The sequence below is a fragment of the Prevotella brunnea genome (genome assembly GCF_008016795.1).
In the GTDB taxonomy this organism is placed as follows: domain Bacteria; phylum Bacteroidota; class Bacteroidia; order Bacteroidales; family Bacteroidaceae; genus Prevotella; species Prevotella brunnea.
The window spans coordinates 1-23,032 of record NZ_SDIK01000024.1; the positions used below are offsets into that span (position 1 = coordinate 1).

Consider the following 23,032-nt stretch of genomic DNA (forward strand, 5'->3'; position numbering starts at 1 on the left):
ACATGGTCGAGAGATTTTATCAGCTGACCATATACCGGCTGTCCGAAGAAATGTGTACTTTTGCCCATGTTATCTGAGTTTGGAAACAAAAGCAAAGATAACAAAAAGGGCTGATACCTCGTGAGAAGTGTCAGCCCTAATTCATAAAAAATGTGGGATGTTTAGCGGACAGTAATATTTTCATATAAGTTTCTTAGAAAGTTAATCATTGTAGATGATTCATTGTTTCTTAATTCCTGAATACTGACCGATGAGAACGGAGTGATTACGGTCTTATCTCCCCGACAATCGAACGAGGGGAGCAAGAGCAGTTTGTGGGTACAAACTGACGTCTTGCAATGTCAGCTAACGAAACGTTTACGCATAAAGCGTTTTGGTTATTAAAAGCGAATGCCGTGCATTCAGTATCTAACTGCGTTCGTAGCGTTCCCACCATTCAGTGTTTTTAGCAAAAGTTCGTTGCCTTACTCTCTGAAAAGTGTCGAGGGTTTTGAGTGAAAGAGGTGTTCCTTTTTCTGAAACCCCTCGACCATTTTCTTGCGGTTCACAGTTTTCTCCATTTCTCTACATCCTCACCGTATTCCCCCAAATGGATGCGCACGATGTTCTCCACGAAACTTGAAAGATTGCTACCCCTGTCACCCAACCTGCGAACGATGAAGTCGGCACGTTCCTGCGTCTCCCTGCTCAGGTAAACCGCCTTTCTCTCACTTAGCTTTGTCGGAACGAGGAACGCCTGCTTGTATGCGTCGAGTGTCTCTTTTCTCATCTTGGCACTGATGCGTTTTTGAACGGTTGCATGCTCTGTATGCTGTGCAGGCTCGGCTGGCGTAACATACTTTATGACATGTTCTGTTCCTTGTTGTTTTTGCTCTTGAATATTTTTCATTCCCTTTGCTCGAAATTCAGCGACGGTTTGTTCACTTGAACTTTCAGCTTGGCTCATACTGAAAGATTTCCTGATGGTATTTTCCATTTCCTCTTTGCTGACTGTTTTCTTTTCCATACCTCTATCTTATTTTAAGTTTGACTTGTTTTCTTTTGTTGCTTGTATTGGGAGTTTTCTCCAACTTTTTCTGTTGCTCACGGACACGACTGACATGAAACTCGTTGAGGTCTTTGAAGTCTCTATAATACACTGCCATATCTTCTACCTTAAAACCTGTGTTTACAAATTCCTGCACAGCTTTTCGACCTGCATCGTCATTATCAAGAAAAGCACGAACAGAGGTTATATTTCTTTTATTCAGGTAGTGAATACTTCTTACAACATTACTCACGGAATTCATCACAAGGCATTGGTTGGTTACTTCCTCTTTCATTGAAAGGAAAGAAAGAAAATCCATAAAGCCCTCGAACAGACAGACAGGTTGTGCCTTGTCCTCAAATATAGGGGTGATGTCTTTCGGGGCAATCGTTCCCTTAAACAAATGATTGTCCCGTAGTTCATAACCACCTGAAGAATTGGCAAAGCCGATGGCTTCATATCTTCTTTCCCTTACCTCGTAGCTGATACATTTGAGAAAGGGTGTTGCCTTTTCTAAATCAATACAGCGTTCCTTTTTGAGATACTCCTGCAGGTGCGGCGGCAAGGTGTCTGAGATGCTTGTCAGTCTCCTTGTTCCGCTTGCTGTTATATCCTTTCTTTGATTTGGACTGATAGATGTTTCTCTCTTTGAAGAACAGGAGCAGTACGCTGTATGCTCTAAAGCGTTCTGCCCCAAACGGCAGATGGCTTCCGAGAGCGTGCAGCCTTCCAAGCGTATACAAAGGTCGATGATACTTCCGCCCCTGCCTTCGGCATAGTCTATCCAAAGGTTCTTTTCCGTGTCCACCTTGAAACTCGGATGAGTTTCCTCCCTGAGTGGTGAGCGATACATGACATAGGTAGATGTTTTACGGACAGGCCTAATGCCTTTCCTTTCGAGATATTCCACGATGGAATATCGTTTGATTAGTGATAAATCTTCTTTTTTCATTGTTTTGATACTTTAATGGGTTGAATGATAATTATTTATGCTTGTCTGTTTTATGGTTTTACCGTTTCCAAAGTTTTTCCCCTCCAAACTTTTTCATCTTTCTTCTTACTACATATTATTTTGTGATAAGTGATTGATAATCAGTATTACTTTGTAGTATAAGACAATACTACACATTCTACTACATTTGACTACTACAAGTTTGAAGGAGCGGGCAGGGCAAGATTTTCCTAATCTTGTAGACATAGATGGGGCTACCACCGTTTCTTCGTTTGCTCACCTTTATATATTCTGCTTTCTTCAAGGCTTCGCCCATACGTTTGGCAACAAGTGGCTGGTGGGTATAAATACCCAAATAGGTGAGTATCTCCGTAGTGGTCATTAACGAATAGTTTTCGTCCTCCGCTGGTTTCTCGAAGCAACGCAGCAAGAGTTCCATCTCAGCGGTCTGTACCTGAAAGTCCTCACTCTCCCTGTATAGTTCGGCAATCTCTTCATCATCAAACCAATAGCGGAAACCTGACTTTAGCAGGGCTTTGGCTTCAGCATAGACATTGTCCATTGAAATACGCTTGGCTTTCTCTATGTCTATGGAAAGTACTTCAAAGGGCAGGAACCTTCTGCTGCCTGTCGGGTCTGTAAGAAAGTCATTGCCGTTCACTGATGCCACAAAGCTTGCCAAGTGGGGATGCTCCTCCACGTACTTGTCATACGGCATACGGTACTTGACCATCGGACAGGTGATGAGGTTTTTCAGCTCGTTCTCATCCCGCTTATTGAGGGCTTTTAGCTGGTCGTCTATGTTTACGATAAGGTTCTGACCGATATAAGTGAGTGTGTCCTTTTCCTGCGGATATATTTTTCCTGTGTAACTGTAACCGTGCAGTGCTGGGGGACAGAGCAGGTCAAGGAACGTGGTCTTGAACTTGCCCTGCTCGCCTGTGAGTACGAGGCAGGTATGGTTACGGCACTCACGGTCGTCCATTGCGTTGGCAACCACTGCCACGAGCCACTTGGTGAGGTACGGCAGCCATTTGTCGGAGTTGCGCACGACAACGCAACTTGCCAAGTCGGGAATGGCTTTCAGTGAAAGGGAAACTTTATTTCCACAATCAGGGTTACTGCTGCCTATATCCGTTGCAGACAACTTTTTGAAATACTCCTGTATGGGGTTGATGCGTGGAGAGAAACTGCTCTCGATGATGGAATAGAGATTATCAGAAGATGTGATAATCCCGATGTCGTTGTCTATCTCCCTGCGGAGCGTGTTGATTTCATAGCGACCCACTTTTGAGAAATGAGCATCGTTCTTGCTTCGGTATTCGGTTCTTCCCAATACAGTGTTGTATCTGAACTCATAGCGAGAGGACAGATAGGTTTCTATCTCACCGTTTTTTGAGGAAGTCTTCTTTTGCTTGGACATATTGTTTCCTCCCTCCGATTTACCTTTATCTGCATTCTTCTTCATTATATGCTTGGTTTGGTTTCCAAGAGTGAAGTTATGAAGAGAACAAGAAAGTGCCAAGCATTCGGAGAGTGCTTGCATAATGTTGCGTACATTGGCTATGAATTTCTCACAGATTTTTGACAAGAAACTGTTGGAAAGTATGGATTTAAGCCCAAAACAAGAGGACAAGTGTGTAAAGGATGCAAGAAAGGCAGGTGCTAATTTGCTACAATACGCATCGTATTGCGTCGGCTAAAAGGATATGATAAAATGGAGTAAAGAGACAAAGAAAGAGAGCGACAATCCTTTTGCCATTTCCATGTTTTTCCCTCTATTTCCCTACTGTTCCCTCGTGCTTTGAAGTATGGCAAACACTCTCTACTTTTGCAGGCAGAAATATGCGGTGAAACGCAAGACGGACAAAGGTTTTATTAAACCAATAAGACAGAAATACAAACAAAACAATAATAAAACTATGGGATATTTTATCATTACGGATTCAAACTGGGCAAAGCTGAGGAACGAGATTCTCAGCCTTGCCGAGACCTGCCACAAGGCATTCGGGGAACGAAGCAGGCACACCGATTGGCTGCACAACGGTGATGTGTGCAGGCTGCTTAATATCAGCAAGCGCACCTTGCAGCACTACCGTGATACGGGTGTGTTGCCCTTTGCCCAAATCGGGCATAAGTGCTACTACAAGCGTGAGGACGTGGAACAGTTGCTCCAAACAAAAACGGAGAAAGCTGAAACGGGAAAAACTAAAATCAACAAATAGACACGAAGATTATGGAACAGGTAAGAGATTTGAATATAGAGGCGGACGATATGCAGGTGGTGCTGTCAGCTATCAGCGGAGTAAGCAAGAGAATTAAGGAAGTGGCACAGACACACAAGCCGCTATTTGGCGATGAGCACTTCCTTACAGGTAAGGAAGTATGCGAGAGGCTGTATATCAGCCCTCGCACCTTGCAGGACTATCGGGACAGGAGGATTATTCCTTACACACAGTTTGCAGGGAAGATACTTTATAAGGAGTCGGATTTGGAAAAAATGTTGGAGGAGAATTATAAGAGGTAACGAAACCTCTGCAAAAGTCCGTAAAAAGAAGAATAAAGTGAATATAACTTACTGATAATCAATCATAGTTTTTCTTCTAAAAATAGTTTTGCAGAGGTCTCGGTAACAGGTATATTGCAAGTAGCTATTCAGCGACAAAGGACATAAAACAATATTAATAATCAAATAGTTACTTGTAATTACTAGACATTTCAATCCGTATATCTTCAGTAGAAAATCCAACAAAACCACTTTTCGATATCAACTTTTGCCTGATACGATATTTTGGAGATAGTACTCAAATTAGATTATAATCCTCTACATATTGTATGGCCTCAGTAATATTGCTAACTCCAAGTTTTTTGAATATGTTTGTTCTGTGAGTCTTGATTGTAGTTATCGAAACAGAGAGATACTCTGCGATGTTCGCTATGCTTTTACCATTTGCACTTTGCCCAATAATAACTTTTTCCATATTAGTTAAATGTGAATTATTGGTTTGCACCCATTTATCGTTTCTCAATTCAAAATGATAGTCAACCCCAGATAACTTAACCAAGGCGTTCCCTATTTGTTTTCTTGTTGAATACGTTAACATACAAATTCCTAGTGTAATATGTTTGTTACTGTCAATTAAGTAATGATTAAAAAATAACTTGGTACATTTTCAGGCCAAAGACATCGGCATTGAACAATGTATTCAATTCGATATTAGCAGTTCTCATATATTTTATTTAACCTCAAATCCGCAACTAAGCCCTTGAAGGTTCTTATTGCGTTTACACGTCCTCTCATTACTGAATTTGCAGATAATTTGAACTTGAAGCACCCACTTCTGCCTACAATATCCCCTTACCCCACAATGTGACTTGAGGCAATACACAATATCATTCCCATAAGTTGTAGGCACTATCCAAAATCAGTCTGGAAAACATCTGCGTAAGCATAATTACAGGTATAGATATTCAGCACATACCGCCTTGATGTCTTGATCCACTTGGCTGGTACAGAGATAAACCTGAAGACAAACGCTTTTATGCGACTTGTTACATTGAGTCCGAACTTCTTTACGTCAAGTCTTTGAATAATGGCCTTGTAAAAGTTACGGATAAGTGCTGTAAGAAGAAGGAACACTGTGTTCTCTGCCATGAAGGATTTGGGCAATCTGTCCCACCCGAAACCATTGTTCATATCATCGAAGATACGTTCCTTTTCTCCACGAGGGTTATAGAACTCGACAATTTCTCTTACGGAAGAATCATAGTCGTTAGTCAGGATACAACGGTATGTGTATTCTCCTTCCCAAAAATCCTGCACACCATCCATCCGTTTCTGTCTTTGAATCACAAGTCGATATGCCTTACCTTTCCACTTCTCAACAAGGATAGAGTTCAATTCAAACTCAATGCCATTGATTTCTTCAGTTTTCCAGCCTTTGAGAGCAAAGGTGTCATTGTAGATCGAACTGCAGCGGTTAGCACGGATATAGAAGGACTTGCAGTGTTTTTCTATTTCCTCCACGATTTCCTCGGAACATGATCCACAATCAGCTCTGAAGCGATTGATAATGAGCCCATTCTGTTCAAATCTCTCAAAGAACCTCTTCAGCGTGTCCTTCTGATGGAAACGAACATTTGTGTTACCATCGCTATTCTCTATACCGACTATCAAATCGCCAATAACCGCCACGCCAGGGCGATAACCAAGGAACTTCTTGTATGTAGGCTTTGCATCATACTTCTCTGTCTCTATGAACTGATGGTCGAAATCAACATCATACATCTCACCCTCTTTCAGTTGGCCAGATGCAAATATACAATTGAGCAATAAAGTATTGAGAGTGTCAGCCGTATTGAAATCGTAGGTCTTGCCCATATCTGATGTGTATGAAATGTTTTCTTGCGTCAACTCCTTTATCGCCCTGAGGATAGTATCAGAGCTACAAGTGCGAAGTGTCGGATGAAGTGAGAGGTGGTTCATCAAATGAGTAGTGACATCCTCAATACATGAACCGCCACAGAAGTAGATACTCATGAGAGAACGGATGATTTCGCTGTACTGATAACCGAACGATCTACACCTTAGACCGAGGGTTGAGTCGATGACAGATGATAATGTGGAGTCAAATTGCTCCATGATTGAAAATAATCCCCCAAAAGGAGTGAGTCTCTCAGATTTAATTTGTATCTTCGCCATGTCTATCGTTGGATTCTCTTGTTTTTTTTTGCAACACTAAGATAAGTGAAAATTCTGACATGGCAAAATCCTGAGCAACTTTTTGTTGCTCAGGTACTTAAAAAGTTTAATTTATAATAGTGTTGCGGAATTAAGGTTTAATTAACTGATACGTAATGATATACGTTGTTGTTTAATTCTTTGTTGTCGTTTATTTTTTGTATCTTTGCCCTTGCGCAGGGCGCAGGTGGAAGCATACAAGAGAAGACATAGCGAGTGCGACAAATCAGGGAGTTTCCCAGAAGTCGCCAATCTGGACGAACGCCAACGCAGGTTGTTCTGTGCCCACAAGGCGATGGAACTTGGAACGCACGGCGTGAGTCTGGTCTGCAAAACATATCATGTCACCAGAAATACAGTGTATAGAGGTATTCACGAGCTTGAGAGCGGGGACACAATTGCTGCCGGACACATAAGGAAGAAAGGTGGAGGCAGAAAGAGTATTCTCAGTGTTCATCCCGAGTATATCGACATCTTCCGGGAGATTACGGAAGATGCCATAGGCGGCTTGCCGCAAGATGAGAGCGTACGCATGCTTTTCTATTCGCCTGGCATCATAAGAGACAAGATGGAGGTGGATTACGGAATAAGCATAAGCTATCACACCCTCAAACAAATCATATCCAAAGAGGGATTCAAGAAACGCACTCCGAAGAAGTGTACCTCGATGGCAGAGTGCAATAAAAGAAACGAACAGTTCGAGAAAATCTCCGCAATGAGAAGCATGTGTGAAGAAAATCACATACCCGTCTTCAGTATAGACACGAAGAAGAAAGAGTTGGTCGGCCCATTCAGAAGAGGCGGACAGGTATACTGCGACAGGTCGCCGCGATGCAGGGACCATGACTTCCCCTCCTTTGCAAGCGGCAAAATCATTCCCTATGGCATCTACGATGTTCAAAAGAATACTGGATACATGAGCTTCGGAATAAGCCATGACACAGCCGGGTTCTTCTGCGACAACTTCAAGTACTACTGGTATCGTGTGCTCCAAGACATCTATCCACATGCAACTGCCATCATGTTGCTCTGTGACGGTGGAGGTTCCAACAGCAGTTCCAGCAGGCTTTTCAAGCAAGAGCTGATCAAACTTTCCGAAGACCTCCATATTGACATAATAGTGGCGCACTATCCCCCGTACACGTCGAAGTGGAACCCCATTGAACACAGGCTTTTCTCTCAAATCACCAGAGTATGGAGTGGTATTTCCTTCGAGAGCGTTGAGCAGGCATGCGAACTTGCCGCAGAGGCCAGAACGAAATCCGGCCTTTGTGTCTTCACCAACATCAACAGAAAGAAGTACGACACTTCTCGTTGTGTGGATAGCAATTATGATGATGTCTGTCAACGGCATATTACCTTTGATGAAGAGCTACCGAAATGGAACTACAAGGTTTCATGGAGAGACAAAAAATACCAAGTTATTTTTTAAACGTTACTTAGGTATTCCGACAGTTTATGGTATCTGTTTCGATGAAGCCGAATATGGTAAATTTGTAGCCGTAGGCACTGCGACAAGAGACACCTATGGCGAAGCATTGAAGAAAGTTATTCTCGAAATGGGGCAAAGCGTCAGCTATTTCAGATATTTGTTAGGAGAGAAAAAGAATTGGCAGCCTTCTGAAAACTTTCATACATTACTGGATTTCGAAGACCATTCTATACTATATATAAAAAAACCAGAACTGTGCGAGGTCTTCAAAATCTGGACGGAAACAAAGCCGACCAGAAAGATTGATTTTCTTGAAGAGTCTGCACGCTCAACCAAAGAGAACATCCGGCACATTACCAGCGTACTGAAGTCCAAAGGTTACAATGTATTAGTAAAAGACATCACGACTCCTGATGTAAATCAGGCAGGCTTCTATTGTCTGAGGGTTATCGTTCCTCAATTAATACAAATGGGTGGTGCGTATTCCTTTTATTTCCTGGGCGGAAAAAGACTATATACGATACCGCAGGAACTAGGCTACAAATGCTATCCTTTTGAAGAATTAAATGTATATCCACATCCATTCCCTTAATAATATGAAAACAATAAAATCAAAAGCATTAATAGCAAGCTTAGATTCAGGACTATATGGAGCTAAAAATTTTGGTGAATCGTTGGCTTTGATTTTTAACGAGAATGTGAAATTTGATAAGTTTCTGATTCGCAAACAAGTTGAAAGTATCCAAAGTTTCTCCAATAAATACGTCCACCAACGCTCGTGCCAACCGTATAAAGTGTTTCCCACCAGCAAAGAGTATGATTTGAAACCTTATCTCAAAGAGATGCCTGGTAGTGAAAAAACCAATCTATTCAATATCCTTGCTAAGCGCCGTTCCGGAAGAGCCTATTCTCCTTACTCCATTTCGCTCAACGAGCTGGCGCTACTCTGCCATTATAGCTATGGAATTAGCGGAGAAGACTTTAATAAAGAATCAGAAGCTACGTTACGATTCAGAACGGTTCCATCTGCAGGTGCCTTATATCCACTTGAATTATACGTATATTTGAATACAAGTGTATTGCCTAAAGGAATTTACCATTATAGCCCCAATAAGTCAGTTCTCGAATTCATCAAAGAAGAAGATTATATGGAATATTTAAGAGAAAATCTCGTAGCAGAACCTTTCGTGGATTTGCAACATTGTAGTTGCGTGTTCTTCATCACGTCCTTCTTTGAGAGAGTACTTATCAAATATGGCGACAGAGGCTACCGATTTATACTTCAGGAAGTTGGATTTTTAACTCAGAACATCTCGTTACTCGCCGAATTTCTCGAACTTGGCTCTTGCGTTCTGGGAAGCTACGTTGATGACAACATCAACCAGATCCTCTCTGCTGACGGAACCTTTGAAACTGTGCAAAATGTGATTGTAATTGGAAAAAACAAGGAGGTTCAAGATGACAATGTTACAAGCAAATAATATTTCTTTTTCGATTCAGGGTACTTCCATCCTGCGCAATGTATCGCTGGAAGTTAATCCTGGAGAAATTGTAGCTCTATTAGGACAGAACGGTTCCGGAAAGACAACATTCATTGAGTTGTTGTGTAATATGATGAAATGTTCATCCGGCAATTTCGCATTTTTCGGAAAAGGCAACTTCGACCAGAACAAACAGAATATTGGTGTGCTTTGGGATAATCCGGTTATTTTCCCCATGTTAAAAGTCAAAGAAATAATCGGATTCACTCGAAGAATCTATAACATATCGGAATTGCCACGAGACATCTACGATTTCCTTGAATTAGATAAGATAAAGAATAGGTTCTTTTATCAACTTTCAAAAGGGGAAAGAAAAAGGGTTGCCATTTTTTTGTCCGTATTACATAACCCGTCATTGTTGATTCTGGATGAACCGACCGCCGATCTCGATCCGATGATAAGGGAGGTTATCTGGAGGAATATTTTCAAAAGCAAAAACCGGGGTGTCCTGTTCACGACACATCTTTGGGAAGAAGCCGGAAAATATGCAACCAAAATCTATTTTATCTACGAAGGGAAAATTATCTCGAAAGCATTGAGCCCGCAGGAATTGATAAATGAGTCGGCATATCAGCAAAAGATTGTCATCTCTAAAGAACTGTCCGGCACTGATCCTTTTGAAAATGATGAAAATGTATTGGTCATCCCAGATGATAAATTCCTCAAAATATACTTGAAGAGAGAAGATACCAAAACATTACAAAAGGTTCAGACCCGAACCTACAATTTTTCACTTATGCCTGTTGAGTTAGAGGATATATATCAAATTTTAGTAATGATAAAAAAATAACTTGGTATTTTTTTCTCTCTCTCCATGAAACCATATAGTTCCATTTCTGGAGTTTTTCATCAATTGAATACACTGCTCAAGACCGATGCCTCGGCTCCGAAAATGTACCAAGTTATTTTTTAATCATTACTTAACAAAATCAGAAAGATGAAAGTACTCATAGCTTCAATCTATTATCAATTGCTTTCTTCCATGAGAATCAAGCAAGCCGTATTTTTTACGGTGATATTTCCGGCATTTATTTTCCTTATATTTTCCAGTATATGGGGAATCAACAACAAAGAATATTGTGTATTCTTGCTGACGGGAATTTGCGCTATGACCATAGCCAGTGACGGATTATTCGCTATTGGCGGGGTTATCAAACAGTATTACACATCAGGAGTCATGAAGTTCATAAAAGTAATGCCTTACAACATCATTACTCATATTATCAGTTTGGTATTCAGCCGGATGATTTACATCCTGTTTTCTTTTGTAATACTGTTTATATTAGGTAGAGCCATATTTGGCGTGACATTAAACGTGCCGCAATACCTTTCCATACTGTCAGGATCAATATTGGGATTAATAGAGTTTTCTTTCTTGGGCTTACTGCTCTCTTTCACCAACATGAAAGCTGAAAGCGAAAAAGGATTAATCAACATCATCTATTTTGGACTGATATTTTTAAGTGACACATTTTATCCGATGACAGAAATAAATCCCGTATTCGAAGGCATTGTGGAATTCTCCCCGATTACGCCCGTGTTGAAAGTTCTCAGAGGTGATTATACCTATACATTGTATTTGGCTTTGTGGGCCGCGGCTTTCATGATAGCTTTCTATTTTTGTTTCAAAAGATTTCAAGTAAAAAGGAGTAAACAATGATCACATTTATAATTACTTTCATTATCCTGATGATGCTCCACGAACTGGCTCATGTATTGACAGCAAAGGCCGTAAATATGAAAATAGACAAAATAGGGGGCACTTGGAAACCTCTGCCTCATATTTATGTTTCTGTCATCAACGCACAAGTGTCTAATAAAAAGAATTTTTTATTCCTGATAAGCGGCAATGCTATGACATGGTTCTTATTCGTTATGCTAATGATTTACGGAAGTATGTTCAAAGTCCCTTATCCGGTTTATATGGCATTCGCCACTCAACTGATTTTCGAAACGAATCCATTCTTCTCGGATTACACAAAATTATTTTGCTATTACAAATACATGAAATGGTTAAAATTACAACTCAAAGTAGGTAACAAATTAACTTACAAAGAAATAGAGGCTAACCGTTCATTTATTATTCAAAAATATATGTATAGCAATATATGGTATTTGCAGTTCGTAGGCTGGGTATTTGTGGTGATTGCTCTATTATCACCTCACCTTTTACCTTCTATCATCCTGTGAATTGACATATATCTTTAATTTATCAACTCGTTAAAAAGAAAAAATATGAAAAAGTTTATCGTTTTGTTTGTTACTTTCTTTGCCATTGCAACTATCACTACAAGTACGCATGCAACCGGTATGAACCGTAATTCTTCTGTCGGAACTCCAGAGAATATATTAAGTAATGATTAAAAAATAACTTGGTACATTTTCGGAGCCGAGGCATCGGTCTTGAGCAGTGTATTCAATTGATGAAAAACTCCAGAAATGGAACTATATGGTTTCATGGAGAGAGAGAAAAAAATACCAAGTTATTTTTTTATCATTACTAAACAAGGGGTCAACGAGGCATGTATCATTTGCTTACATAAAGAGGTATTTATTGAAAAGTCAAAATGCAAGACAGAGGACTCTATACGGGCATAGTTTTTTTGTAACGCGAAATACGATTTAAGAATATTGCTCAAATAGCTTAACTGCCTTTCATCAAGTATATTATCAATTCTTCCTCCGTTATCTCTAAATCTTTTTTGTTGTAGAGTTGAAAAAATAGATGGTGATATATATAGAAAAGTATATTGACAGAAATCAATCAGAACTATTTTTCCATATCCAAGCCTATCAGTAGCTTGGGCACTTTTTATATAAGGAGAATAATCACTGGTGGCTTGACTCCGGATACTCTGTGTGTTGTCGTCTGCCTCTTTTAACCCTTTTAAAATATCGAAAATCGTCATTCTATGGAGTTTTTTACGTGTTCACGTTTTTTGACTATATAATGTTACATGAAAGATTATATATTATCATACAAAAGTATGATTTTGCAAGGAAACCTGCAAGAAAACATCGAAATTATTTGAACTCAACTATATATTTTTCTAATTTTGACGACAAAAGAATGCAATGCCTGAAGCAGTAAGAAGGCGATTAAATGTTACATTAAATGAAAAACCAAAAACTTTTTTCAGTTGAGGAATTATCCTTAATGGAGTCGCTTGAAGTCAAGGGTGGAGCTTCTGAAATGGCAGCCTCTCAGACAGGATGTTCTAACAATGTTGCCGGATGCGGATGTGATGTTATTATTGTGACAGATCAATCTCAACCGGGGGTACAACATGCTTAATGAACAGTTCTACATCATTTCAACGTGTACCTGAAGGTATTTCGTGGTAGATGATAATGAAACTTCAACACTTTAAGAGCCATATCGTTCATTACCATACTTGATATGGCTCTTTTATTTTTTTACGGGATGTTAATTAAGTATTGTAATATATGAAAGCAAGTAATTATAACTATATAATATACCAAAATAACCAATCTTATTGGTACAATGGGCTTGAACACACTTATTTTAAGCTTCCCAAGGATTTAGGGTTAAAAATAGAGAGGCTACTCACAGACAAAGAAAGAATTGAGTTCATCCCTAAAGTTCTAAAAGACAAGCTATCAGCAAGTGGTTTCATTGTGCCGGATAATACTGATGAGCTTTCAATAATTAGGAAAAGATATTGTGATTCAGTAAACAAGAAGAACTATCTGTTAATCATTCTACCAACCTTGGATTGCAACTTTAAATGTTGGTATTGCATACAAAATCATATACCTTCAAGAATGTCGAAGAGTACAATGGAGAATGTGATGACACACATCAAATATATGATTGATGTACAGAATATAGAATCACTTCAAATCGAATGGTTTGGTGGTGAACCGTTAATGTACTTAAAACAAATTATAAAGCCAATATGTGAATTCGCACAAAAAGAATGTGAGAAAAAAGGTGTAAAATATTCAACAACAGCTACATCAAATGGTTACTTCATTTTCCCCAAAAACATTCCATTAATTCAAAAACTTGGCATGACGCGGTTTCATATTACATTAGATGGACCCAAACAGAACCATGATAAAGTAAAATATCAGAAAGGTTGTGATTCTGCATTCGATCATGTTCTAAACAACATCAACCAATTGCTCAGCAATACAAAGGCTGTTAATATTCTATTGAGAATTAACTATACTGACGAGAATCTAAATTATGAAATAGTAGATCAAATCAACCATCACATTACAATGGCTAATCGGGGAAGAATAACGATTACCCCCAAAAAAGTATGGCAAGAAAAGGTAAGGAAAGATAGATATAAAGACATCGGAGAACTTCTTAATTTATTTGAACAATCTGGTTATAACACAATACGTCTGGACGTTATCACAAACTTCGTTCCATGTTACGCTAGTCGTAAGTATTATAATGCCATTAATTTTAATGGTGATGTTATAAAATGTACGGCATGCAATGATTTGTATGAGAACAAAACTCATGGCATTATTCAAAACGATGGTTCTATTTCTTGGAACATGGATTTTATCAGAAAATATGAGGTGAAATCCTTTGAGAATAAACGGTGCTTACAATGCAAACAACTTCCAATTTGTATGGGGGTGTGTCCAAGGGATAATGAATATGTAAATGCGTGTAAATTCGATGGAATGGATATCAATTTGGAAGATTCGATGGTAAATTACATTGATTCAATGTGTAAATAATTTATATTATGGTGGCAAGAATTTTCACAACGTTATGGTTTGCCTTTGTAGTCTCGTTGATAAGCAGCAACGCACAGAACAGGATATACGGTACGGTGACCGATCCGTCTGGCTGTCCATTAGCCGGCGTTGACTGCGTATTGGCCAGCTTATCTGACACGGCAGCCATTGCTCACACGTTGACGGATTCAAAAGGAACCTTCAGTTTGAATGTAGACGAAGACGGACAGTTCCTGTTGAAATTCTCTTGTTTAGGGTATCGGCCACAACAGCTAACGTGCAAGCGTGGCGATGTCGGAGTGGTCAAGCTGACAGAAAGCATACAGAACCTTTCAGAGGTCACTGTGTCGGCTCAAGGGCTAAGAAGCTTCGGCAACGCAGACATCATCCTGTTAGACAGGCGTGCCAGACAGATGGGAAACAACGCTTTGGAGGCCATCAGTAGCCTGCCGCAATTCAGACTTTCAACAAACAGCGGTGAACTGCTGACGGCAGATGGTAAAATTGTCTTGGTGCTGATTGATGGAATCAGGAGGTCGGTACGTGAACTGATGCTGCTCAAAGCCGACGAAATAAAGACCCTGCACTACTATTCCAATCCGCCTGCAAGGTTTGCGCATGAGAAGATAGGTGCTGTATTAGATGTAGCGACTAAGCGCACCAACAAAAGGCACTATTCACTATATCTCGACACCAAAAACAGTATCACCACAGGATATGGTACCAACTTGATTTCCACCAGTTATAGCGATTCGCTCAACAAGGTGTCTGCGGCATATTTTCTGGACTACAGACATCTTGACCGGAACACCATGGAAAACCGTTATGTCTATCCGGATGTGACGAACGATTACAAGGGTCTGTCGGGTAAATACACTGGTACCTACCACATAGGACAATTATTCTATCAGCGTTTCCAAAACAGCAACCTTTTCAATATCACTTTAGAATATCGTAAGTTTCCGGCTACCCAGCAATACAGTCAACAGCTCTTGCGGACGGGTACATTGGAAGATGCCAACCACAGAAGGCTTCAAAGTGACTTTTCATCCATATCGGCCAACATCTACTTCGGACACACCTTCCGTAAAGGCAACAGTCTGTCGGTCAATGTGGTGAACACTTATTTCAAATCCAATTCGAACAATAATCTAACAAACACCTCGGGAACGGGAACGTTTACCAACGTCGTCGACAACAAGTCTTACTCGCTAATAGCAGAAGCACTTTATACTGACAAACTGTGGCAGGGAAATATACAGATAGGAGCCTACTATCAATACAAAAACCTGCGTCAGACAGACGGGGCATCCAATTTGTCGACAGTGAATACGCAAAAGGAATACCTATACGCCGACTACACCAATCAATGGGGGGCATTGTCCTACAACCTGGGAATCGGTGTGGAGAACAACCGATATAGAACTGCGACGAAGGCAATAGCCAACTACATCCTTATGCGGCCTTCTGTTTCTCTTAATTACCAGCTGCACAAACACAGTTCGCTACGCCTGACGTCGTCCATAGCATCTGCGGTTCCTAACGTCGGTCAGCTCACAGATAGTCGTACCGTCGTGGATGAACGATTCTATCTACAAGGCAACAGCAGTCTGAAGCCCTACCATTTCTACCGCACCGAACTTAGCTTCCAGTATGCGTCGGCCAATAATATCTGGTTTGTCAAACCTTCCGTCAGCCATGCCTACTATCCCAGCAAGAATATGACAGTTGTTTCCGCTGACGGTTCGGACTTCGTGAACCAGATTGTGGGCATCCGCCATGTCAACGAGTATGGCGCATCGCTTGTTCTGAGTTGCAGACCTTTCTCCTGGCTAACTTTGCAGCCTTACTATAACTATCTGTCTTCCAAATACAATACGCCTAATCAGCGTGTCAACCACAATCTGAACAATGTCGGAATCTCTTGTCAGGTGGTGGCAGGCAAGTGGCAGTTCATTACCAACCACAATCTACCGATGACCACTGTTGAAGGTGATGTCTTTGAGAAGATTGGGTATAATGCGAACGCATCCCTTACCTATAAATTAGGTGCAATCACCGTGGGTGCCATGTTCATTTACAATCCCGATCCTTCCAGGATTTATGCGGACACTCCTTCATTCCATTTCGTAGAAAAGACCCGATGGGGTAATTTCAAAAATCTTGTGGCACTGACTTTCGTCTATTCTTTGTCAAAAGGCAATTCACGAAGGCATCTGGGTAAAAACATTAATAATAGAGACAACGACTCCGGTCTTACCAAATACAACACAGCAAAATAAATGTCCTTTTATTTTTATAGGCAACATGACGCCATGCAGTGTGGGATTGCCTGCATGGCTATGGTCTGTAAGTATTATGGTAGAAAGTGTTCATTTGAAACTCTATCAAATACCTGTACTATAACCAATGAGGGTGTTTCAATGCAGGCTTTAAAACAATTGGCAGAAGCCTTAGGTTTTGATGTGCTATGTGGAAAAGCAAGCTTGTATCAAATAAAAGACATAAATTATCCTTGCTTACTCCATTGGAACCAAAATCATTTTGTTGTACTATACAAAGTTAAAAAGAACGGATTCTACATTGCAGACCCTGCAAAAGGGCATGTAAAATACGACCTCGAAGTATTTAAGAAGCATTGGGTCAGCACTCAATCGGACGGTGAGGAGAAAGGAATAGTCATGTTCTTGGAACCCACACCAGCATTTTATGAAAAGCAGATGGAGGAACAGCCAACAGAGGAACGCTCGTTCAGATTCCTCTTTGGCTACATCAAGCAATATCGCAAGTACTTCGGGCAGATTGTCTTAGGTTTGCTCGTGGGCAGTTTGTTACAGCTTATTCTGCCTTTCCTCACCCAGTCTATCGTGGATGTGGGCATCAAAAACCAGAATATCGGTTTTATATGGCTGATACTCTTAGGACAACTGATGCTTACCGTGAGCCGTACTGCCATCGACTTTATTCGCCGTTGGCTGTTGCTGCACATCTCGCTGCGCATCAACATCTCATTGGTAAGCGACTTCTTCATCAAGCTCTTAAAGCTGCCGATGTCATTCTTCGATACCAAACTGATGGGCGACCTCATGCAGCGTATGGGCGACCACAGTAGGGTGAACACGTTTCTGACGCAACAGACGCTCAGTATCGTGTTCTCACTCTTCACCTTTGTGGTGTTCAGCATCGTACTGCTATCCTATAATTGGCTCGTCTTTGCCATCTTCATGCTCGGCAGTCTGCTTTATGGCGGTTGGCTTGCACTCTTCCTCAGGCGCAGAAAGGTACTTGACTACGAACTCTTTGAGCAGCAAGCCATCAACAACAACAAGACCTACGAGTTTATCACCTCCATGCAGGAGATAAAGCTCCAAGACTGCGAGCAGCGCAGACGCTGGGAATGGGAGGACGTGCAGGCAGACCTCTTTGGAGTGCAGATGAAATCGTTGAAACTCCAACAGACACAAGAGGCAGGCAGCATCTTCATCAATGAACTGAAAAACATCGTCATCACGGTGGTCGCAGCAACAGCCGTCATTCATGGACAACTCACGCTGGGTATGATGCTTGCCGTGCAGTATATCATTGGGCAACTCAACTCACCTGTCGAGCAGTTGATGAGTTTCTTCTATTCGGTGCAGGATGTAAAGATAAGCCTTGAACGTATCAATGAAATCCACCGTATGGATGATGAGAACGGAAAGCAAGGATTGGAAACAGCAGTGAAAGAAGAAAACGAAGGCATAGACCTTGAAAACGTAAACTTCAAATACGACCCTCACGCACTGAAAACTATTATAGATGATGTTAGTCTCACTATCCCCAAAGGTAAGGTAACAGCCATTGTGGGCGCATCGGGCAGCGGTAAAACAACGCTCATCAAACTCATGTTAGGCTATTACCCCGTATTGGGAGGTCAAATAACTATTGGCGGAACAGATGTAAACGCACTTAATAAGAAATGGTGGCGCAGGCAATGTGGCGTGGTGATGCAAGACGGTGTGATATTCTCCGAGAGTATAGCAAGGAACATTGCCGTAGATGACGGCGAGATTGACAAGGAGCGATTGCAGAAAGCTGCTGAAATAGCTTGTATTCATGACTATGCAATGGGACTGCCCTTAAAATACAACACTAAGATCGGTCGCGATGGCGTTGGTTTGAGTCAAGGACAGAAACAGCGTATCCTGATAGCAAGGGCAGTGTATAAGAATCCCGACTATATCTTTCTTGACGAAGCCACCAACTCGCTCGATGCCAACAATGAGCGTATGATAGTAGAACATCTTGATGAGTTCTACAAAGGCAAGACGGTGGTTATCGTGGCACACCGCCTAAGTACGGTGAAGAATGCTGATCAGATAGTGGTATTGGATAAAGGCAAGGTGGTAGAAATTGGCAACCACGAAGCACTCACAGCAAAGCGGGGTGCATACTATAACCTCGTAAAAAATCAGTTAGAATTAGGCAACTAACAGCAGAAAGGAATATTATGGCAGACAACGAGATAGAACTCCGCAGCGAGAAAGTAAGGCATATCATTGGCGAGATACCGTCAAGGATTGTCCGTTATGGTATCACGATAATCACCATTGTGATATTGGGACTATTGGTGGGCGCATATTTTATACCTTATCCCGAAACCATCAGTGCAAAGGTGCAGATGACAAATGCCCATCAAGGCACAATAACCGTTCCCTATAAATACGTGAATACGATAGCAAGAGGAATGACAGCGAACATCGAAGTTGAGGGTTACGATGCAGAAACATACGGAGTTGCAAATGGTGTAATAACAGCCACATCGCATACACCCCGACAAACGGCAGAAGGCAGCGTATTCACGGCACAGGTAAGGATAACGGATTGCAGGTATAAAATTATCAGCGGAATGGTGGGCACGGCATCTATACTTATAAGCAATGAAAGCGTGCTCCAGAGGATAGTCAAGCAAATAACAAATAGCATATAATTCCCTTTTTAACCGTAATGAAGCAGTGAAAGAAGAAAGGCAAATGTAGTTACTGCGTAGTACAATTATTTTGAGCAGCCAACTACACGTTAATCCTTTCTCTTTCACCGCTTTAACTCTTATTGTAGTAATGTAGTAAGATATAATCGGTGAAAGAAAAAGGAAATATATTCATTAGTTCTTGGTATTGCCTAACAGGAAGATTGGCGTTACAATGGCAGACTCTGTCTGCAATCTTCTACTGATGTACTTTCTGAATAAATGCGCTTCCATGCTGTCCAATAGAAAGGACAGGGCAATGATTGTTGAGAGCGGATAAAGTGATGCATAACCAACACACTCTCTACCATTGATAACTTCTTCTTGGCCTGCACCCCTTTCATCGGGATGCAAGTTGGAAGATTTTATTATCGCTTGAAGCCTATGATTGAGTTTTCTCCACGTCACACCGAAGAACCTCGCAAGTTCTCCCTCCGTCATGGCAATCTCGCCTTTACCCTTGTGGACAACCTGCATATTACTCCCCCAATCAAAGTAACTGCGATGATTGTACGTGCTATTTTTGCTCTTTGAATTATTGCTTGCTTTCATGCCGTTTCCTCCATTTTACAGGTTGCAAAATCCGAAGGTTCACAAGCCTCTCTCTCCGCAATTTCTTTCTCTTTTGCAGATTGCTTGGCAATGAGCCTGTCCATATCCTCCGAAATCTTCCTGTCCGTCACCTGCGCGTAAATCTGCGTGCTTGATATGGAGGCGTGCCCCATCATCTTGGCAATGCTCTCAATGGGTATTCCTGCACTTAAACTCATTGTACCGAAAGTGTGCCTTGCCATATGATAGGACAACCGTTCTCTGATACCGCAAGCCTTGCCCACAATGCACAGGTTCTTGCCCATTACGCTACGGCTGCAACTACGGGGGAAGACAAGGCTGTCGCCTTTTTCTTTCACCGTCTGCAGTTCTTCGTTTCCCTCCTGTTCTTCCCAACAATGGCGGATAATGGCCTCCGCTATTGGATGCAGCGGCACAACGAACTCCACCTTTGTCTTTTGACGTTCCTTTCGGATATACTTCCTCCCGCCCGCTGCCGTTTGGATATGCCCATATTGCAGAGTTTCCATATCAGCGATTGCCAGTCCCGTAAGACAGGAAAAGACGAACATCAGCCTTGCCAATTCCGCCTCGCTGTCATTCATTTTCATTGTCGCAAGTTTAGCAACTTCACTCTTTTGCAGGAAGCGTATCTTCTTTTCTTCTTTCTCATACTTGGCATGCTCAAAAGGATTGCAGCGAATAATCCTCTTGCTGACCGCACGGAACATCAGCCTGCTCAGCCAGCAGAGATAGTTGTTGATGGTCGTTCCCTTTAATCCGCGCTTTTTGAGAAAGAAGCGATATTCCTCAAACAAGTCCTCCGTAATGGTGGAAATGGATATGTCCTGCAATCCTTTATCTTCCACAAACTCACGGAGGTTCTTGTCAGAATGGGACAGATTCAGATAAGTTCCCTCCGCCCTTGACTTTCCAACGCTTTCCTTGAGTGCTTGCAGCTCCGCCCTGCTCATGGCAAGGAGGGTTGACGGATTCTCTGTTATGCCTTGCAGGTGGTTCTTGATAAGTTCAGCACTTACCACTCCGTCCCTTGTCAGTATATCCTGATAGGTCTTTTCCACAATTTCCCTGAACTCATGGAGTCTTTGATTGGTTTTCCTGTCTGTCGTCAAGCCCTGCTTGGTGTTCCACTCGGAGGGATTGCATTCTTCGCCCGTGGTAATGGTTGTGCTTTTTCCGTCTATGGTGATACGGCATAGAATGGCGGTATTGCCATCTGCCTTAATTTTCTGTCTGTTGATATAGAACATTATCTTGAATGTACTTCTCATTGTCTTGATGCTTTAATGTTTTGATTGATTGGATGAAAAAAAATAAGATGATGAGACTTTATCGTTAGATAGTCAGCTGCATATCACCTGTAAAAGAGAGGAAAAGGTCGAACTCCTCAAAAAGTTTCAGTGGAGTTACTTTGGCATAGCGTTCCGTCATGCTTATGTTGGAATGTCCCAGCATCTTGCTTACCGTTTCAATAGGCACACCCTGTTCAAGCGTGATGAGTGTTGCAAAGGTGTGCCTTGCGGTATGAGTGGTAAATGGAAACGATATGCCTGCACGAAGCCGCAGGGCTTTCAGACAGGTCTGATAGCTCTTGTACTTGATATAGGGAAGCAGTGTTTCCCTTTCATCGCAGTGAAACCTCTCTATCAGCCTAATGGCTTCGGGCAATAACTTGATACGGCAGGGTACGCCTGTCTTGTGGCGGTTGAATTTCAGCCACATTTTGCCTTCATCATCACGGACAAGGTGGGACTTGCTCAGTTCCATCAGGTCGCAATAGGCTGCACCAACATAGCAGGCAAAGAGGAATATGTCCCTTGCCGTTTCCATTTCTTCCTCCAAATCCTCAAAGCAGAGAGCCTTCAGCTTTTCCAACGCTTCCTTGTCGAGTGCCTTGGGGAGTTTCTTGTTGCCCTTTGATATCTTAACCTTGTCAAAAAGGAGCGTGTCTGCCAATCCCTCACGGTATGCCAATCTGCATACCGTCTTCAAATGCGTGGCTACATTATAGAACGTGCTTTCCTGAAAACCACACTCACCTAAGAAATACTGCTGGAACTCATGGATAAAATCCTCTGTAAGTTGCGAGAATGCCAAGTCCGAAACCTTGTACTTCCGTTGAATAAACTTCTGTAAATGTATCCGGGTGGAGTGGTAGCCGTGTATGGCTCCTTCCTTGATGTCTATACCTACATGGTTTTCTTTTTCCTTGATGAGTATGTCCAGCCTTTCGATGAGCATGCACCGTGTCTGCACGCTGCCCTGAAACTGCTCCTTCACATCGGTTGCGTCAAACGGGCATCCTTTGGAGAGCAGGGACTGATAAGCAGACTGAACGGACAGCAACAGGTTTTCCAACCTGCTGTTCACTTCCACCGCCTCACGGCTCTTTCCGTCCATTCGGCTCTCACGGGGATTCCACAAATCGGGATTGCAGGAGAGTTTGCAACTGAACTGGGCAATGGAACGGTCGATGGTTATCCGCCCCATAATCGGGGCTTTGCCCGACTTGTCAAGACCGCTCTTTTTGAGGTAGAGCAACACCTTCATTTTTCCTTGTTTCATACGCTTTAATTTCTGTGGGCAAAGTTACCCGAATTAAAGCGTTCCTCACTTACGCAGAAAACTGCCGACCGAAGCAACAGCCACACGAGCGAAAATAATTCAGTTACCGAATATTACTCCATCGTTACCTATGCTAGAATCGGGTAACGTTCTGGTAACTGAACTTCTGCCTAAATCTGCATATTGCTGCCCTTTTTGAAAGAGGCAGTTTTATGCAAATTGTTCCGTTTCCTGCTTATTATCAGTCAGTTTACACCAACTTCGATTTTACTTCATTTTCTTTGATTAGTTGCACTCCAATTCATGACCTTTTGCATTGCAAAAGCTTACCTTTTGGACAGCAAAAGGTAAGCTTTAGACAGATGAATGAAGAAAATTTAGGACATTATCGAACTTTTCTCATGTCTTGGGGGAAGGATTTTTGTGTTTTCAACGACCCGACTAAACAAAGAATATGCTTGTCTTTTG

The 23,032-nt window shown here is 41.7% G+C and carries 23 protein-coding genes and 1 pseudogene; 14 read left to right on the forward strand and 10 right to left on the reverse strand.

Annotated features, from left to right (window positions below; all coding sequences use genetic code 11):
- Nucleotides 1–544: 544 nt before the first annotated feature.
- The 3 genes from ETF27_RS03840 to ETF27_RS03850 all read right to left on the reverse strand — a co-directional run bounded on the left by ETF27_RS03840 (nt 545) and on the right by ETF27_RS03850 (nt 3,525).
- A complete protein-coding gene (locus ETF27_RS03840) occupies nt 545–1,006 on the reverse strand; it encodes a DUF3408 domain-containing protein (RefSeq protein WP_008449678.1) in 462 nt (153 codons plus the stop codon).
- Between the two features lie 4 nt (nt 1,007–1,010).
- On the reverse strand, nt 1,011–1,979 hold the full coding sequence (locus ETF27_RS03845) for a toprim domain-containing protein (protein WP_009012342.1): 969 nt from the start codon (nt 1,977–1,979) through the stop codon (nt 1,011–1,013).
- A 181-nt stretch (nt 1,980–2,160) separates the two neighbouring features.
- On the reverse strand, nt 2,161–3,525 hold the full coding sequence (locus ETF27_RS03850; RefSeq protein WP_009435903.1) for a VapE domain-containing protein: 1,365 nt from the start codon (nt 3,523–3,525) through the stop codon (nt 2,161–2,163).
- Nucleotides 3,526–3,901: 376 nt separating this feature from the next.
- Between ETF27_RS03850 and ETF27_RS03855 the strand changes: the two genes are divergently transcribed.
- Complete coding sequence (locus ETF27_RS03855; RefSeq protein ID WP_008449658.1) at nt 3,902–4,204, forward strand: helix-turn-helix domain-containing protein; 303 nt, start codon at nt 3,902–3,904, stop codon at nt 4,202–4,204.
- 11 nt (nt 4,205–4,215) lie between these two features.
- The gene (locus ETF27_RS03860; protein ID WP_008449754.1) at nt 4,216–4,506 is read left to right on the forward strand and encodes a helix-turn-helix domain-containing protein; all 291 of its coding nucleotides are present in this window, start codon (nt 4,216–4,218) and stop codon (nt 4,504–4,506) included.
- Between the two features lie 277 nt (nt 4,507–4,783).
- On the opposite strand, the gene ETF27_RS11700 is transcribed toward ETF27_RS03860, so the two are convergent.
- The 3 genes and pseudogenes from ETF27_RS11700 to ETF27_RS03875 all read right to left on the reverse strand — a co-directional run bounded on the left by ETF27_RS11700 (nt 4,784) and on the right by ETF27_RS03875 (nt 6,681).
- Complete coding sequence (locus tag ETF27_RS11700) at nt 4,784–5,083, reverse strand: response regulator transcription factor (protein WP_009012343.1); 300 nt, start codon at nt 5,081–5,083, stop codon at nt 4,784–4,786.
- A 113-nt stretch (nt 5,084–5,196) separates the two neighbouring features.
- Nucleotides 5,197–5,382 (reverse strand): annotated as a pseudogene (locus ETF27_RS11440) (hypothetical protein).
- A 12-nt stretch (nt 5,383–5,394) separates the two neighbouring features.
- A complete protein-coding gene (locus ETF27_RS03875; protein WP_008449762.1) occupies nt 5,395–6,681 on the reverse strand; it encodes an IS1380-like element ISBf12 family transposase in 1,287 nt (428 codons plus the stop codon).
- Nucleotides 6,682–6,907: 226 nt separating this feature from the next.
- On the opposite strand from ETF27_RS03875, the gene ETF27_RS03880 reads away from it, so the two are divergent.
- From ETF27_RS03880 to ETF27_RS11630, 7 genes are all read left to right on the forward strand, one after another.
- A complete protein-coding gene (locus ETF27_RS03880; protein ID WP_100067234.1) occupies nt 6,908–8,152 on the forward strand; it encodes an ISAzo13 family transposase in 1,245 nt (414 codons plus the stop codon).
- Nucleotides 8,085–8,744 carry a YcaO-like family protein gene (locus ETF27_RS03885; RefSeq protein ID WP_240048121.1) on the forward strand — a complete coding sequence of 220 codons (660 nt, stop codon included), beginning with the start codon at nt 8,085–8,087 and terminating at the stop codon, nt 8,742–8,744. Before ETF27_RS03880 ends, ETF27_RS03885 begins: the two co-directional genes overlap by 68 nt.
- Before the next feature lie 4 nt (nt 8,745–8,748).
- Nucleotides 8,749–9,633, forward strand: a complete 885-nt coding sequence (locus tag ETF27_RS03890) for a SagB/ThcOx family dehydrogenase (RefSeq protein ID WP_009012966.1) — start codon at nt 8,749–8,751, stop codon at nt 9,631–9,633.
- The gene (locus ETF27_RS03895; RefSeq protein ID WP_232214123.1) at nt 9,617–10,483 is read left to right on the forward strand and encodes an ABC transporter ATP-binding protein; all 867 of its coding nucleotides are present in this window, start codon (nt 9,617–9,619) and stop codon (nt 10,481–10,483) included. The genes ETF27_RS03890 and ETF27_RS03895 overlap by 17 nt, the downstream gene beginning before the upstream one ends.
- Before the next feature lie 147 nt (nt 10,484–10,630).
- Nucleotides 10,631–11,353, forward strand: coding sequence for an ABC transporter permease (locus tag ETF27_RS03900; protein ID WP_008449671.1), 723 nt, complete (start codon nt 10,631–10,633; stop codon nt 11,351–11,353).
- Between the two features lie 77 nt (nt 11,354–11,430).
- Nucleotides 11,431–11,883, forward strand: a complete 453-nt coding sequence (locus ETF27_RS03905) for a hypothetical protein (protein WP_230586368.1) — start codon at nt 11,431–11,433, stop codon at nt 11,881–11,883.
- A gap of 45 nt (nt 11,884–11,928) precedes the next feature.
- Nucleotides 11,929–12,057: a hypothetical protein gene (locus tag ETF27_RS11630; protein ID WP_262711914.1), complete on the forward strand. Its 129-nt coding sequence runs from the start codon at nt 11,929–11,931 to the stop codon at nt 12,055–12,057.
- Between the two features lie 119 nt (nt 12,058–12,176).
- Here ETF27_RS11630 and ETF27_RS03910 read toward each other — a convergent pair whose 3' ends face one another.
- Entirely contained in the window at nt 12,177–12,602 is a 426-nt protein-coding gene (locus ETF27_RS03910) for a hypothetical protein (RefSeq protein ID WP_019036535.1), read from the reverse strand.
- Between the two features lie 206 nt (nt 12,603–12,808).
- Between ETF27_RS03910 and ETF27_RS03915 the strand changes: the two genes are divergently transcribed.
- From ETF27_RS03915 to ETF27_RS03935, 5 genes are all read left to right on the forward strand, one after another.
- Entirely contained in the window at nt 12,809–12,988 is a 180-nt protein-coding gene (locus tag ETF27_RS03915) for a hypothetical protein (protein WP_009012962.1), read from the forward strand.
- 152 nt (nt 12,989–13,140) lie between these two features.
- Nucleotides 13,141–14,418, forward strand: coding sequence for a radical SAM/SPASM domain-containing protein (locus ETF27_RS03920; RefSeq protein ID WP_008449654.1), 1,278 nt, complete (start codon nt 13,141–13,143; stop codon nt 14,416–14,418).
- 8 nt (nt 14,419–14,426) lie between these two features.
- Nucleotides 14,427–16,700, forward strand: coding sequence for a TonB-dependent receptor (locus ETF27_RS03925; RefSeq protein WP_009012961.1), 2,274 nt, complete (start codon nt 14,427–14,429; stop codon nt 16,698–16,700).
- Nucleotides 16,701–18,890: a peptidase domain-containing ABC transporter gene (locus tag ETF27_RS03930; protein WP_008449702.1), complete on the forward strand. Its 2,190-nt coding sequence runs from the start codon at nt 16,701–16,703 to the stop codon at nt 18,888–18,890.
- 17 nt (nt 18,891–18,907) lie between these two features.
- Complete coding sequence (locus tag ETF27_RS03935) at nt 18,908–19,387, forward strand: hypothetical protein (protein ID WP_008449756.1); 480 nt, start codon at nt 18,908–18,910, stop codon at nt 19,385–19,387.
- Nucleotides 19,388–19,561: 174 nt separating this feature from the next.
- Here the strand turns inward: ETF27_RS03935 and ETF27_RS03940 are convergent, their stop codons facing one another.
- The 3 genes from ETF27_RS03940 to ETF27_RS03950 form a co-directional block, all read right to left on the reverse strand.
- The gene (locus tag ETF27_RS03940; protein ID WP_009012960.1) at nt 19,562–19,978 is read right to left on the reverse strand and encodes a hypothetical protein; all 417 of its coding nucleotides are present in this window, start codon (nt 19,976–19,978) and stop codon (nt 19,562–19,564) included.
- Complete coding sequence (locus ETF27_RS03945; protein ID WP_008449741.1) at nt 19,975–21,270, reverse strand: site-specific integrase; 1,296 nt, start codon at nt 21,268–21,270, stop codon at nt 19,975–19,977. The genes ETF27_RS03940 and ETF27_RS03945 overlap by 4 nt, the downstream gene beginning before the upstream one ends.
- 64 nt (nt 21,271–21,334) lie before the next feature.
- Nucleotides 21,335–22,564, reverse strand: coding sequence for a site-specific integrase (locus ETF27_RS03950; protein WP_008449768.1), 1,230 nt, complete (start codon nt 22,562–22,564; stop codon nt 21,335–21,337).
- Between the last annotated feature and the right edge of the window lie 468 nt (nt 22,565–23,032).

Bases quoted from the DNA above. Each gene is read 5' to 3' on its own strand.
- ETF27_RS03855 (WP_008449658.1), top strand. From the start codon at position 3,902: ATGGGATATTTTATCATTACGGATTCAAACTGGGCAAAGCTGAGGAAC.
- ETF27_RS03885 (WP_240048121.1), top strand. From the start codon at position 8,085: ATGAAGAGCTACCGAAATGGAACTACAAGGTTTCATGGAGAGACAAAA.
- ETF27_RS03935 (WP_008449756.1), top strand. From the start codon at position 18,908: ATGGCAGACAACGAGATAGAACTCCGCAGCGAGAAAGTAAGGCATATC.
- ETF27_RS11700 (WP_009012343.1), bottom strand. From the start codon at position 5,083: ATGTTAACGTATTCAACAAGAAAACAAATAGGGAACGCCTTGGTTAAG.
- ETF27_RS03920 (WP_008449654.1), top strand. From the start codon at position 13,141: ATGAAAGCAAGTAATTATAACTATATAATATACCAAAATAACCAATCT.
- ETF27_RS03905 (WP_230586368.1), top strand. From the start codon at position 11,431: ATGAAAATAGACAAAATAGGGGGCACTTGGAAACCTCTGCCTCATATT.
- ETF27_RS03860 (WP_008449754.1), top strand. From the start codon at position 4,216: ATGGAACAGGTAAGAGATTTGAATATAGAGGCGGACGATATGCAGGTG.
- ETF27_RS03945 (WP_008449741.1), bottom strand. From the start codon at position 21,270: ATGAGAAGTACATTCAAGATAATGTTCTATATCAACAGACAGAAAATT.
- ETF27_RS03850 (WP_009435903.1), bottom strand. From the start codon at position 3,525: ATGCAAGCACTCTCCGAATGCTTGGCACTTTCTTGTTCTCTTCATAAC.
- ETF27_RS03925 (WP_009012961.1), top strand. From the start codon at position 14,427: ATGGTGGCAAGAATTTTCACAACGTTATGGTTTGCCTTTGTAGTCTCG.
- ETF27_RS03895 (WP_232214123.1), top strand. From the start codon at position 9,617: ATGTTACAAGCAAATAATATTTCTTTTTCGATTCAGGGTACTTCCATC.
- ETF27_RS03890 (WP_009012966.1), top strand. From the start codon at position 8,749: ATGAAAACAATAAAATCAAAAGCATTAATAGCAAGCTTAGATTCAGGA.
- ETF27_RS03940 (WP_009012960.1), bottom strand. From the start codon at position 19,978: ATGAAAGCAAGCAATAATTCAAAGAGCAAAAATAGCACGTACAATCAT.
- ETF27_RS03845 (WP_009012342.1), bottom strand. From the start codon at position 1,979: ATGAAAAAAGAAGATTTATCACTAATCAAACGATATTCCATCGTGGAA.
- ETF27_RS03930 (WP_008449702.1), top strand. From the start codon at position 16,701: ATGTCCTTTTATTTTTATAGGCAACATGACGCCATGCAGTGTGGGATT.
- ETF27_RS03840 (WP_008449678.1), bottom strand. From the start codon at position 1,006: ATGGAAAAGAAAACAGTCAGCAAAGAGGAAATGGAAAATACCATCAGG.
- ETF27_RS11630 (WP_262711914.1), top strand. From the start codon at position 11,929: ATGAAAAAGTTTATCGTTTTGTTTGTTACTTTCTTTGCCATTGCAACT.
- ETF27_RS03910 (WP_019036535.1), bottom strand. From the start codon at position 12,602: ATGACGATTTTCGATATTTTAAAAGGGTTAAAAGAGGCAGACGACAAC.
- ETF27_RS03915 (WP_009012962.1), top strand. From the start codon at position 12,809: ATGAAAAACCAAAAACTTTTTTCAGTTGAGGAATTATCCTTAATGGAG.
- ETF27_RS03950 (WP_008449768.1), bottom strand. From the start codon at position 22,564: ATGAAACAAGGAAAAATGAAGGTGTTGCTCTACCTCAAAAAGAGCGGT.
- ETF27_RS03900 (WP_008449671.1), top strand. From the start codon at position 10,631: ATGAAAGTACTCATAGCTTCAATCTATTATCAATTGCTTTCTTCCATG.
- ETF27_RS03875 (WP_008449762.1), bottom strand. From the start codon at position 6,681: ATGGCGAAGATACAAATTAAATCTGAGAGACTCACTCCTTTTGGGGGA.